6 protein-coding genes are annotated in these 14,349 nt (G+C 48.3%); 2 read left to right on the forward strand and 4 right to left on the reverse strand.

Translation table 11 applies throughout. The features are described from left to right. Positions 1-5 precede the first annotated feature (5 nt). Positions 6-7,706, reverse strand: coding sequence for a PAS domain S-box protein (locus H6F73_RS13645; protein ID WP_190759256.1), 7,701 nt, complete (start codon positions 7,704-7,706; stop codon positions 6-8). A 127-nt stretch (positions 7,707-7,833) separates the two neighbouring features. Next, a complete protein-coding gene (locus H6F73_RS13650) occupies positions 7,834-8,106 on the reverse strand; it encodes a hypothetical protein (protein ID WP_190759257.1) in 273 nt (90 codons plus the stop codon). Between the two features lie 81 nt (positions 8,107-8,187). Here H6F73_RS13650 and H6F73_RS13655 point away from each other — a divergent pair, with 81 nt between their 5' ends. Next, positions 8,188-8,778 (forward strand): COP23 domain-containing protein, encoded by a 591-nt coding sequence (locus H6F73_RS13655; protein WP_190759258.1) that lies wholly within the window; start codon positions 8,188-8,190, stop codon positions 8,776-8,778. Positions 8,779-9,047: 269 nt separating this feature from the next. Here H6F73_RS13655 and ggt read toward each other — a convergent pair whose 3' ends face one another. Together ggt and H6F73_RS13665 are read right to left on the reverse strand one after the other, a co-directional pair. Beyond that, on the reverse strand, positions 9,048-10,604 hold the full coding sequence (gene ggt, locus H6F73_RS13660; RefSeq protein WP_190759259.1) for a gamma-glutamyltransferase: 1,557 nt from the start codon (positions 10,602-10,604) through the stop codon (positions 9,048-9,050). Positions 10,605-10,716: 112 nt separating this feature from the next. Continuing rightward, entirely contained in the window at positions 10,717-12,519 is a 1,803-nt protein-coding gene (locus H6F73_RS13665; protein ID WP_347239535.1) for a mechanosensitive ion channel domain-containing protein, read from the reverse strand. A gap of 803 nt (positions 12,520-13,322) precedes the next feature. Here H6F73_RS13665 and H6F73_RS13670 point away from each other — a divergent pair. Beyond that, positions 13,323-14,240 (forward strand): DMT family transporter, encoded by a 918-nt coding sequence (locus H6F73_RS13670; protein ID WP_190759260.1) that lies wholly within the window; start codon positions 13,323-13,325, stop codon positions 14,238-14,240. Positions 14,241-14,349: the final 109 nt, after the last annotated feature.

The following is a 14,349-nucleotide window of genomic DNA, read 5'->3' on the forward strand; positions in this document are numbered from 1 at the left end:
TCGATTTATCCCTGAGTATTATCCTCCAGTTGCCGGCTCAGACGTGCCACCACCTGAATCAACTCATCCGTATCCACCGGCTTAGCCAAATGCTGCTGAAAACCGGCCTCAAGCACGCGCCGGCGATCCTCTTCCATCGCGTAGGCGGTTAGTGCCACCGCAGGGATTTTGCCGCCCCGATCCGCAGCCAAAGCTCTCACCTTACGGATCAACGAGTAGCCATCCTCCTCAGGCATTCCGATATCGCTAACTAAAACATTGGGTTGAAATTGCTGTAAAGCGATAAATGCCGTATTCACGGAGGCCACTACCTTCACCTCAGCGCCACTTTGTTCGAGTGCTGTAACAATAACGTCTCGCGTGTCAGCTTCATCATCAACGACAAGCACCCGGACGTTGGAGAGTGGGGCAGAGGCAGAGGAGGAGTGCAGGAGTGCAGGGGGATTTTCTTCTACCGGCTGCCTTTCCAAAAGTGGCAGCAACACGGTGAAGGTTGCCCCTTGTCCCTCACCCAAACTGTCAGCCTGGATCGTGCCGCCGTGCAGTTCGACTAAATGGCGCACAATTGCCAAACCCAAACCCAGTCCGCCGTGCGCCCGTGTCGTTGAGCCATCCGCCTGACGGAAATACTCAAAAACATGGGGGAGAAAATCGCCTGGGATGCCAATGCCGGTGTCGCTGACTTGAATTTGAGCCATAGAACCGGCAGCCGCAAGGCGGATCGTCACACACCCTCCCGACGGGGTAAACTTAATCGCATTTGAGAGCAAATTCCAGACAATCTGCTGTAACCGGCCTGGATCGGCTGAAATTAACTTCACCGTTGGATCAAGCAATCGCTCAATTTTAATCGCCTTCGCTTCAGCAGCCGGTCGCATCGTATCAAGCGCCCCCTCAATGGTGGATGCTAAATTCACCGGCATTATATTCAGGCTGGTTTTGCCCCGCAGGATGCGCGAAACATCCAGCAAATCTTCTACCAGTTGAGTTTGCAGGCGGGCGTTGCGCTCAATTGTTTCCAGGGCGCGAGAAATGGTTGCTGCATTAAAGTTACGAGTCCGCAGCATCTGCGCCCAGCCCAAAATTGCATTCAGCGGCGAACGTAACTCATGAGAAAGTACCGCCAGAAACTCATCTTTAATTCGGTTCGCCGCTTCCGCTTCACCGCGTGCCTCCCGTTCACGAGCTAAAAGTTGCTCGCGTTCTGCCTCCAACTGCTTACGGTCGCTAATATCGGCAACAATTGACAGACAGCTCTTTTGGCCTTTTGCATCCCGCAGTTCAGTCGCCCAAACGGCGATATCAATCGGTGAACCGTCTTTTTTCTGCCGGCGCAACTCTACCCCAATTAATTCCTCTCCTTGGCTAATGGTGGCGAGGTTTGCTAGAAATTCTTCTCGTTTGTCTTCTGGAACCGAAGGCAGAAAACAGCCCAGTGCTTCTTGTTCACTCCAGCCAAAAATCCGCTCAGCGGCTGGATTCCATAAAGTTACAACCCCATCATTGAGATTAAACACCCGAATCCCCAAGGGGCAAGCTTGAATCAAGCTGTTAAGGGTTTGATTGGTTTCCCACAGCTTTTCAGAAGCTTGTTTGCGATCAGTAATATCCGTAATCATGGCGATTTCGCCCGTGAATTCTCCTCGCTCATTAATAATGGCGTTGCTAGAATTCAGTGTCCACAGTTCAGAACCATCTTTGCGACGCCACCGGCATTCACTCAGTGCTTTAGTTCCTTGGGTTTGCCCCTCAATATTTCCCTCGGATACGATGCGGGCCGGCTCGTTCGTGAAGTCAGAAATCGGACGCCCCATCATCTCTTCCACGGTATAGCCCAGCATCTGAGCCATGCGAGGATTCACGAAATCTGTGTACCCTTGGGCGTTAATTGTCCAAATTCCTTCATAAGACGTTTCAACGATGCGACGGTAGCGTTCCTCACTCTGCCGGCGCTCTGACTCGGCTTGTTTGAGTTGGGTTAAATTGAGAACAAAGCTGACCCCGCGATCCTGAGATCCCTCAAACATGACACCGCCGAGTACAACGGGAATGCGGCTGCCGTCTTTGCAAATGTATTCCTTTTCTAGGGGACTCGCTGCCCCAGACTGCTTCATCTGAGCAATTGCCCCCTCACTGAGATGCAGATGTTCAGCAGGGGTCATGTCTTTCCAGTTGACTTTACCGGCTCGCAAATCTTCCTGGGTATAGCCCACCATCTGCAAAAAGGCATCATTGGCATCGGTAATGTTGCCGGTGGTGTCCCAAAAGATCGCGCCGATGACGTTGGACTCTACCAAGCGTCTAAAGCGGGATTCACTCTCGCGCAGCGCTTCCTCTGCCTGCTTGCGTTCGCTGATATCGATGCCAGAGCCAATGTAGCCGGCAAAACTGCCATCGGGAGCGTAAAGCGGCACGCCGGTATCGAAAATCCAGCGGTATTCACCATCGGCTCGTTGGTGCCGGTATTCGATTTGGAAGCCTTCCAGCCGGTTTAATGCCACCCTACACGCCTCCGCACAAGGTTGTACATCGTCAGGATGCCGCCCTTCATACCAACCAAGGGAGAGTGCTTCTTCTAGGGTGTGGCCGGTAAAGTCTAGCCAAGGCTGGTTGAAATAGGTGCATTGCCCATCTGTGCCGGCCATCCAGATAAATGCCGGTGAGTTATCTGCCATCGTGCGGAAGCAGGCTTCGCTTTGCTTGAGCGCATCTAGCGCCGTTTCAGCAGCAGCACGGGCTAATCGTTCAGCTTCAAACAGACGCGCTCGCTCTAGGGCTTGGGCGCACTGCTGGGCCAGCGCCAGCATAAAAGCACGGTCATCTTGATTGAATTGCCGATCCTCTGGAAAGCCCAAACCGATTCCGCCTACAACGCGCTCGTTCACGATCATCGGGATGGCAACTAAAGCGCCATCAGTGGCCGTGGCTTCTACATGGACAGACACTAGATGGGGATACTGGGCGTTACGCTCTGCCTGTGTTTCCAGCACAATCGGCTGCCTGTGCCGCACCGCATCAGCAATGGGTACGGGCGCATCCGCTGCAAAACGGGGCCATGCATCCACAACGTCTTGCGGGTAGCCCACGATCCGGATATTCTCAAATTCTGTGCCGGCTTCATTGAGCAAAGAGACGAGTCCGACATTTGCATCCAGTACGGCTAATCCGGAAGTGAGGATCGCATCTGCCACTTCTGAGGCTGTCAGTGCTTCTGAAAGGGTGGCAGTCACGTATTGCAAACCGGCGATCCGTTCAGCGGTGCGCTCAGCTAGATGCCGGGTTTGCTGTTCTCGAACCAAAAGCTGAGCACGTTCAGACTCGATTTGTTTAGCGGCAGAAATATCACGAATAAAGGCAGTCGTAGCCGGCCCATCCGGTAACTCAAACCGGGCAACATGAACCTGAAAAGGAAACACCGAGCCGTCCCTTCTTTGACCAAGGGTTTCATAATTATTCGGAACGGTTTCCCCTCGCTCTCGTTGTCGAATTCTTTCAGTGATCTCCTCGCGGCACTGGGGCGCAATATCATTGAGCAGCGGTCTGCCTTGCATTTCAGAGAGAGTGCTGTAGCCAAACATCTTGAGGTAAGCAGGGTTGGCGTACAAACTGACTCCGTTACGCGCGATGGAGATGCCCATTGGTGCGTTTTCAAACAACAAGCGGAAGCGCTCTTCACTCTGCCGCAGGGCTTCCTCAACCCGCTTGAGTTCAGTAATATCCCCCACGGTGACACCCGTGCCTAAGATTTCTCCACTGCCGGAACGGATCGGGTAGTAGCTTGCCAACCAGCGCTGCTGCTGATTAGGAGCAGCGCGTGTGTCGCCACTCACTTCTACATTTAAAATTGGCTCTCCGGTATTAAGGACTTGCCGGTGAAGTGCTCTGGTGATGGATGCTGTTTTTGCCGGCAAAATTTCCTCAAGGGTGCGCCCTAAGTGATCTGCCAAAGGAATGCCGTTGATCTCTGCGAGGCAACGATTGAGGCGCACAAAGCGCAGATCGCGATCCATAAAGGCAAACCCAACCGGCGCACTTTCCAGCAAGGCGTTGAGCAGTGCTAAGGACTCATCTTTGCGACGTTCTGCCTCCTGAACCTCGCGGTAAAGCAGCGCATTGTCGATGGCGACAGCAGCGCGGTGGGCTAAATCTTCAGCCAAGGCGAGATCGGCGGCAGTGTAATGACGCTCTGATTCGGCTATGGCAAAGGAAATTGCACCGAATACCCGCCCACGGGCAATCAGTGGCACGCTCATATAAGACTTGATCGCCAACGAGCGCAGCATCTCTAGGTGTTCTGCATCTAGGGCAGTGGCAACTAATACTTCATCGGGCATCTGTGGATACAGTTGTGATTGCCCTGTACGCAGTACCTTCACGATGGGGTGTTCCCCATTCGGGCCGGCTGGGTAGCGCTGTTCAATGTCACGCGCTAGCTGCTCTTTGATTGGGTTGGGATGAACTGCAGCCACCCGGCGGAATACCTCGTTGGTTTCGGCAATATCGACGACGCAATAATCTGCCAGAGTGGGAACCGCTAAACGCGCCACGCTGGAGAGAGTCGTTTCGTAGTCGAGGGAAGAAGCCAGCAGGGTACTCGCTTGCGATAGAAACTGCGCGGTTTGTTCGGCCCGCTTTTGATCCTCAATATCTGTACAAGTTCCAAACCACTTGATAATCTGGCCTTGTGCGTCGTGCATAGGTAACGCTCGTACCAAGTGCCAGCGATATTGCCCATCGGTTGAGTGCCGCAACCGAAATTCAACTTCGTACTTCGTGCCGGTGGTTAAGGAGTGCTGCCAGCGATCAAGACTGTGGGGGAGATCGTCTGAATGCAGCATCTGTTGCCATCCCCAGCCGATCAGGTTGTCAACGCTTAATCCGCTGTAGTTCGCAACACGCTGGTTCATGTAATCTAACTGGCCATCGGGTTGTGCCGTCCAGATTAGCTGGGGGATCGAGTCGGCGAGGAAGCGAAAACTTTCTTCGCTTTGGATCAGCGCTTGCTCTAGCTGTTTGCGCTCAGTGATATTTTCAAAGGCTATTCCCACACAGCGATCGGGCAGGGGAAATGCTTTGATAGAAAAGAATTGCCCAGTAATCCGTTCATCGCTGTAAAGCACTTCTCCAAAGTCTTTGGCAATGCCGGTGTGAATGACTTCTGCATAATCTTGAGGCAATTGTGTCTCAAGCATTAGCGGGAAACTCTCAGCCAATGTGGTTCCGATCAACTCTTCCATCGCTATCCCGTTCGATTGACGGGCAGCGGGATTGCTTGCTATCAGCCGAAAAGAACCCAGATCCTTGCTATCTTCCAGTTGCCAAACGCTCAAGCCCACCGGCACATTTTTAACAATGTCTGCATAAAGCTGGATGCGCTTTGAGGCGGCTCTTTGCTCGCTGATATCCTCAATCATGCCAAATCCGTAAAGCGGTTCAGCGTTATCGTCCCGAACCAGCGTCACGGTTAAATTCACCCACAAACTTTCTTGATTTTTTTTGATATATCGTTTTTCTAACTGATAAGTAGAAATTTTTCTCTCAAATAGTTGCTCAAGCAGCCGCATATCTGAGTCAATGTCTTCGGGATGGGTAATATCAACAAATGTCAGCTCGGTTAATTCTTCTGCGGTATACCCCAACATTTCGCAGAAAGTTGGATTGACATTAACGATTTGATAGTCCAAATTAGCGACAACAATTCCAATGGGTGAAGCTTCAAAAAAGGTGCGAAATCGCTCTTCACTGGCTCGCAAGTTCTCCTCAGCTAATTTTCGCTCGGTGATGTCATAAGAAGTGCCGACGCCGGCTACAATGCGCCCAGAACCATCCCGAATCGGGGCGGAATTGGCAATCATCGTGCCACGGCTGCCATCCCCCCGCACGATTTCCACCTCTTCGTTTATTACCACTTCTCCTGTTCTGATAGACCTTGCCAAGGGGATTTCTTCGGCTGTGTAAGGCCGGCCATCTGCGTGAAAGATTTCGTACTGCAAATAGTCTTCGACTTGGTCAAGTATTTGGTAATTGCCGCGCACGAGTTGCTTCACTTGCTCATTCATCAGCACGAGACGCCCCGAAGGGGCTTCGGCGACGACGACACTGGCCGGCATTTGCTGCAATACAGCTTCTAAGAGTCTCTCCTTGGACTCCAACTCCTCGAAGAAGCGATCACGTTCTGCTTCGGCTCGTTTGCGATCACTTAGATCCAGGATAAAGCCCACGCCTATTTCGTCAGATCCTCCTAGATAAGCAGCTCCCACCAAAACCGGCACGCGGGTGCCGTCTTTGCGGATGTATTCTTTTTCAAAAGGCGTGTGGGTTCCTATTGTTTTCAGTTCCTCAACTGCGTGCAGATCGAGTGGCCGATATTCTGGAGGTGTTAGTTCTACCCAGTTCAGGTTTCCAGAGAGCGCCTCTTCTGGTGTATATCCCAGGATCTCGCACAAGGCGTTATTGACTTCTATGATCTTGCCGGTGAAGTCTGCGAACATAATCCCGATCAAGTTCGAGGCTATCATGCGTCTGGCGCGGGATTCGCTTTCTCGCAGCGCAGCTTCAGTTCGTTTCTGGGCGGTGATGTCATAGGCAATACCCAAGACATATTCAACTGAACCATCTAAGGCAAATTCTGGCACCATGCGCGAGCAATAGTAGTGTGTGCCATCACTGGGCGTGGGCAACTCAAATTCAAAGCTCATCTGTTGAGCTGTGGTAAATACTTGTTGAAAACAGGCTTCCCACATCGCGCAATCTGCTTCTGGGGTGCCTAATTCTCGGTGAGTTTTCCCGGCAAATTCTTGCTGGGGGATGCCGGTTACTTGTTCGATGGCGGGGTTAACGTAAACGTGACGAAATTCTCTGTCTATGCGGGCGATGAGCAGGGGGGCATTTTCAACAATGGTTCTAATTTCTCGTTCGCGCCGGTGTAATTCTTCTTCTATTTGCTTGGTGTGTGTGATGTTACGCCAACTTACAACAAAACCATCCTCTAGTTTGCTAGCGCGGATCTCATAAGCTTTGACGAGGCGTTGTTGGTTAAATACATCTTCGTAGATCAGGGATTCTTTGCTTAGGGGAATGCCGGTTTCTACGACTTGGCAGTATTCCTCAAATAAGCCGGTTTCTTGATATGCCGGCAGCAATTCACCCAGTCGCTTACCAATTTTTTCTTCTTTGCTAAATAGGTGATCTGCACAAGCGCCGGCGTTGATATATTCGACTTGAAAATCTGTGATGCGACCGAATTGGTCTCGAATGCTTTTATATATACCAAAACAGTCGAGCATATTTTCGACTGAGATACTAAAGCGCTGTTCGCTTTTTTGTAATGTTCTTTCTACTGACTGGCGATCTGGGATATCTACGAGAAAACCGCTGAGGCGTTGTAGGTTGCCTTGGGTGTCTTTGACAGTGCTGAGTCTATCACGCAGCCACACCACACCCCCGTCGGCTGCCACGGCACGGAACTCAATTTCTTGTGGCTTTCCTTCAGAGATGGCTTGATGATACAAAGCTAGGGTACGATCTCGCTCATCTGGATGGATCAGGTTTGTCCAGAAATTCGGGTTTGAGAGCCACTCCTGGACAGAATAGCCCAAAAGTTGCTCGGCTTGCCGGCTCACAAAGGTAAACTGCAAGGTGGTTGTTTGTCTTTCCCAAACGATGACACCGAGCGTTTGCGCGATATCGTGGCATTGTTGTTCCATTCCTTTATCCTCGGTGTGTGCCACCTATTCACGAGCCTAGCACTGAGTCGCTACTGCAAAATACGACGGTTCTGGCGAAAATGCGATCTCGCACTAAAACTATTATGTGCTCAAGATTTTTGCCGGTCTAGCCACCGTGCTGATCTGTGTATTTTCCCTGAGGAGTGCCGGCGTTTTTACTGTAAAACTGCTCAGCAAAAGCCGGTTTGAGATACACGCACCCTGCCGGCACCTCTGTAGCGTCGGTGCGCTCTGGAAACAGAAAGTGACTGATTAAACTCAAACTCCGTTGCAGAGGCGGTGTCGCTGCCGGCAGGCGCTTGATGCCGGTGCCGGTTGTGAGGGTGAATTGAGGAACACCAGGATTATTTAAACGACAACATAATATATCAGCTGGCAACTTGGGAGAAGTTGGTGCCCTTTATTGATGTGCTTTAAGTTTACTGCTAATTTTCTAATCGCTTCTCTGACTTTTGCCGTCTTGGGAGTTAATTCAACTGTAGCTCAACCAGTTGTCTCACCTCCAAGCCCTACAAGAAATTCACCAGAAGCAACTATCTTTAAATGTATTCCTTACAGCAATGAATTTTTGATTACTGTTGCACAAAACGGTGAAAGAGAAGCGGCTTTATTTATCTGGAGCCAGCATAATTTTAGTTCTGACATACCTCCTCAAGAAGCTTGCAACAGTTTTTCACAACGCTTGAGTGAGAAAGTAACTCAGAACAACGGTAGTTTGAAAAATTTGCTGTTTACAATGGGGCGGGTGAGTGATCGAACCGTGCTTTGTTTGGTACACAATTACCAAGAAGGCTGTAACACACATAACACGGTGTTCACATTAAACCCTGAAGATGCTAAACAATATAATGGACAACCCTATAAATTTGTAGAATATTTAACAAACTTTCGGCCCCCGGCTTGCGACTCTCAAGTTGTACAATTTGTTGGAAATCCGATTATCGATATTGAGCGGCAATTTTATTTTAGTTTAGAACTTTGGCAAAATAAATTTTTACTCAATGAAACACCGATCCCCTCACCTCCACCCGAATGCGTAAACCAGAAATAATAAAATAAAAAGCATCATCCTCATCTTAAAAACTTCTCCTCCAGCCAAAAAAACCTCAACGGCATCTGTGTTTCTCTGTGTCCATCTGTGGTTAAAAAACATAAAAATTTAACTTGTTATAAAATTCTCAAAAAGCCACAACCCATTCCTCTAACCGTTAATTTTATCTGCGTATGGCTAGCGCCACGCTGCGCTATCATCTGCGATTCAAAATATTAAACTTTATTACGATCAACAAATACAAAATCTTTCATTTCCATTAAAAAAACCTAAACCTCTCGAATCACACCACCTCTTCGCCGATCTCCTGCCCCTGAAATATCTCCTTCCGAAGTTTCCAAAACTGTATGAACTCCCCCAAAAAACATATTCTTTTTCTGCCACTCAACTAACTGACTACTAAAGTTAATCCCTAAATTCTTAATTTCTTCGCTGGCAAATCCCGGTTCCAAACTAAAAACATTATTTTCCCAGTGAACTCTAGGGCTATCCACTGCCCTATCAACCGGCATCTTAAAATCAATAATATTGGAAATGACTTGTAAAATCGCAGTTCTGATCCGATTCGATCCACCTGAACCCAAAACAATTTCTGGTTGATTATCTTTTAACACAATAGTAGGAGCCATCATCGAAGAAATTCGTACATTTTCCGGCCACTTATGGAATCCTTGCGGGTTTAAATCTTCTTCACCCAGCATATTATTAACCATAATGCCGGTGCCGGGAATGACATAACCCGATCCTTCGCCATTGGAAGTTGTAACACTGGCAGCATTTCCTTCACTATCAACTACGCTGATATGGGTTGTGCTACCCCATTTACTGGAAATTTCTGTTAATTGATTTATCGAATTTGATAAATGAGAGGAGTTTAAAAAATTATCTGCAACATCTTGTTGATAAAGATTTCCATCGAAACCATGTTTTCTGGCATCATTTGTTAAACGCATTACCTCTGCTAATAGTTGCAAATGACGAGTGCTGCCAAATTCTAGATTTTCTAGATTAACATTGGATAGCAGTTTTAAGGCAAAGGCAATCAGTGTGCCTCCAGAACTCGGCGGAGGATTTGTTAGTAAAGTATTGCCTCGATAATTTATAATCTGCGGGGTTCTTTCGATAACGCGATAGTTTTTCAAGTCTTCTAAGGTTAAATGCCCACCTTGATCCTGGCAATCTTTAACAAGTTGATCAGCGATTTCGCCTTCGTAAAATTCCCTTGCTCCTTTTTCTGTTAAATAGGTTAATGTCTTGGCAAAGTCTTGGAATGATAATTGTTCGCCGGCTTGAATAAGCTTGCCGGTGGGAGCATATATTTTGCGGCTTTCTTCAGAAGCCAGCATAATCGGGTTGAGGAGTGTTAAGCAGTAAGCTTGAAAATCGTTGAGTTCTATGCCGTTTTGTGCATAGTGAATTGCCGGCTCTGCAACTGCTTTTAAGGGTAATCTGCCTAACTTTTTTTGAACGTAAAACACCCCAGCAAGATTGGTCGGCACTGCCATAGAACCAAGCCCAATATGAAATTCTTGCACGGCTCCGCCAAAATTAACTTCAATCGGAGCAAAACTTAATTCTGACTCAGGTTTTTTCTGGCGAGGAGTTTGGGTAAAAAAATCAAATAAAATATTTTGGTTATCTTGCGTGTGTGCTAAAAGAAATCCCCCACCGGCAGCCGAAGTTAAGGCAGATTCAGTGACAAAAGATGCTAAAATTGCAGCGGCTGCGGCATCAAAAGCATTGCCGCCTTGTCGCAACATTTCAACGCCGGCTTCTGCTGTTTTTGGGTGGCCGGCTGCAATCACGCCATGAGTTTTTTTATTCATAAATAGTAATTTTTCCTTTTTCTAATTATCTTATGCCGGCAACCTCTAAATATTGGTAGAGGCAAGCCATATCCGCTCTTAGGGGAAACTCTTGAGATGACAAAACCTGCTTTCAATCCCGCTCAATTCTATCGCGTTCTGCGTTCTTTATCACATCAGATGATCCGTTTTTCTGATTTCCTAAGCGTTCTAACAGACGTGATATAAGACGCTCCAATTCTGGCGACAAGCTCAAGGGCAAATCTTCAGAATGTAAATGTAAATCTTGTTGTGGGAAAGGAATTTTGATATCTTGCTCCCGAAAAAGTTCTTCAATGCGAAAATAGATATCGCTTTTGAGAAGATATTGCTTGCTAGGTTCTTTTGTCCACACAAGTAATTCAAAATCCAGATAACTCTCCCCAAACCCTTTAAATAAAATTTGGGGTGCAGGAAAGGGCAAGACACCCTCATGATCTTTCGTGGCATCCAACAATGCTTGTTTAACTTTTTTCATATCTGAACCGTATTCCACCCCAACCGGCAACTTCAACCGTGAAACTGGATTGTGATGACTCCAGTTAATCACTTCGGTTTCTAAAAAGCGGGAATTTGGCACAATAATGGAAATATTATTGAGCGTTCGGATCAGGGTGCTGCGTGCCCCAATTCGTTCGACTGTGCCCATATAGGTTCCGATTTCAATAAAGTCTCCCACCTGAATTGGGCGCTCAAAAATTAAGACTAAACCACTGCCAAAGTTTTTGGCGATATCTTGAAAACCAAAACCAATCCCAACACCGAGCGCACTAGCGAGAATGGTTAAGGAACTAATATCTAACCCCCAAATTTGCAGCACAACTAAAGTGCCCAAAATAATTAAGCTATATTTAATAATGACGGCAACAGCTTCCTGTGCGCCCCGATTAAAGCCGGTGAGTCCCAAAATCCGAGATTTTACCAGATTGGTGGCGATTCCAGAAATAAAAACGACTCCAAAAAGTAGAGCCATTAGAATGAGGATATCCGTCACCGTGTAATCGTTTTGACTAAGGGTGAGGATCGGGGAAGTAAACGTTGCACCGAGGCTGTTTGTGAGCCGGTAAATCCATTGACGCGTTAGGGGAAATAAATTGGTGATATTAAAAATTGTGGCTAACCATAAACCCATGCGCGCACTCGCTAGGGTGAGGTTAAGCAATACATCCATCAATTTATGAGAGTCAGGACTCGAACCTGCCGGCACCGGCATCAGTCTTTGCAATCCTGAAACGATATACTGCCGCCAAATATGCCCTAAAAACCAATGAAGCGCCAGCGCAAACATGACCATCGCGCTGACTTGAATTAACGCTTCTTGCATAAAGTCGGCGCTGCGTTCTTGCTGAGCTTGTTGCAGTGCTTGCTGAATTTGTTTCGCCCAAATCTCCGCTTGTTCTGTTGCCGTCATGCCGTCAATTGCATCGAGTTGGGTGACCGTCAGCAAATACTGATCATTCAGTAAAATTGTTGGTAATTGGTTACGTTCTTCCACCTTGACTGTCACCGGCACGGAAGATTGAGCTGCCTGTTTCAGTTGAGTATTAATCCACTCAGCGCGAAATTCGGCTGGATAATCTCCCGCTTGACTGAGTAAAAACAGTTCTCGACCATCTAAAATGATCGGAGCCTTAGAAACTGAGGAAACGATTTTTTTGACTCGTTCGGTGGTTTTGGCAGCTAGTAACTTCCCTGAATAATCTTGCGGGTGGCTGATTAAGGAAAGTTCCGATCCTGGCGAAGTTACAGTAGCACTGAAGGCTGTTATCGGAGCGCTTTTCCCTTGAGCGATTGCCGGCGACCGGCTCAGCAAACCCACAAGCAGCGCCATTACAATTCCAGCAATACAACAGGCCGGCAACAGCCAAAATTGATGACGGTTTCGATTGTTTTTCACGTAGATGCTCCTACCTATATAGGGACTAGAGGTTAGAGACTAGCGGCCAGAGACTAATGGGGGCGGATGGCTGACGCACAAAGTCTGCGCTCAAAGGTCGTTAATCGTTGTAGGGTTAAGACAGTCGGCCTTCTCGGCAGCAACAATTCACGCAAAATGATAACACTTCTCTAAAACCAAAAGATTTCTTATTTTAGACGTTAGCAGAACGAGAGTGTTTGAGAAATTCACTTCACAAACGACAAAAGAAAAATTTTGAATGGAACCCCCCAAAGAGAGGAATTCGACAAATTATAAAATAAGCATTTAGAGGGACGCGAGTCGCCTTCTCATTTGATTCTCTTAAAAGAGGGGATTTGTGGAGGCTTGAAAGATGGAAACGCGAGTGAATGAAAATAATATCAGGAGAAAAGACCTGATTACTAGCCTGCTTACGGGTTTGATTATTGGGGCAATTGCCGGTGCCCCTATCGGTTGGTTCGTTCATCAGTATTATGCGGAGCAACGGTTAGCTCAAATTTTGATATGCCGGGAGAAGAATCGGAATCAGCCTGAAGCCACGGTGCAGCAGATTTGCGGGTCTAGATTCTAAAAATCAATTCAATAATTGCTGGCTTAGAGTTTTTTAAACGAAAAAGCACACAAAGGAATTGACAAGGGGTTTTTGGCGAAAAATAGCTAAGAATCGCTCAAATCTGCCTGTGGTTTCCCCTGGAGACTTGGCGCTAACCTGTGCGTGACTGTGGGTTAAAAAAGCGCTCAGGATCGGGCACAATGGAAGAATTTGGCACAGGTATTGAGTGATGAGCCTAGCCGAGCGACCGGCTCGTTGGCAAGTGGGGCTGGTTCTGATTGCTGGCATTTTGGCCATCTCGACGGCGGCAATTTTTATACGCCTAGCAATTGCAGCAGCCGGCGCTGGGGGTGTGGGGTTCAGTCTGGTTTTGGCGGCTTCTCGTCTGGCGCTTGCCGGCCTGATTTTGCTGCCAACGTGGCGACGTATTCAGTTTAACCGGCTAGATCGGGGTGCTTTGCGTTTTGCCGGCATGGCGGGGTTTTTTCTGGCGCTGCACTTTGCCACCTGGATTACTTCGCTCTCTTACACCTCCATTGCAGCTTCTACCGCTCTCGTCACAACCAATCCAGTTTGGGTGGCTATTCTTTCATGGCTGTGGTTTAAGGAGAAACCCACCGCGCAACAAGCGGCTGGTATTGCCATCGCTTTCGCCGGCGGCTTGTGTATCGGTTTTGCAGATGCCGGTTCGGCTGATGCCGGCAGCAACCCGCTATGGGGAGATTTTCTGGCACTGCTGGGTTCGGTCGCTATTAGTCTGTATTTGCTTTTAGGGCGAGAGGCGCAACGGCGAGGGCTGGGCATAGGGGGATACGTGGCAGTGGCTTACACGGTTGCAGCGCTGGTGCTTTTGCCGCTGCCGCCGATGTTTGGAGCCGGCTACATCGGTTATCCGAGAGAAGTTTATCTCTACCTGCTGTTGATGGCCATTTTTCCTCAGTTGATTGGCCACACCAGTTTTAATTGGGCAGTTGTCTGGATTTCACCCACCTTGGTGACGCTGGCAATTTTGTTTGAGCCGGTGGGTTCGAGTCTCCTCGGCTATCTGCTATTTCGGGAAGTGCCCCCAGTGCCGGTTTTGGGAGGTGCGGCGGTTTTGCTTGCCGGTGTGGCGATCGCAGCATTAGGCGCGAGGAAAGAGTGCTGAGTGAGAGTGGGAGAGATTAATTGCGGTTATTTTAGCAAGCTCAATCTAAGCCGGCACTCCCATAGATGGGAATGGTGCGGAATTTAACTTGAGTTTTGCTAATTCCGGG

The sequence above is a fragment of the Microcoleus sp. FACHB-68 genome, assembly GCF_014695715.1.
GTDB lineage: Bacteria > Cyanobacteriota > Cyanobacteriia > Cyanobacteriales > Oscillatoriaceae > FACHB-68.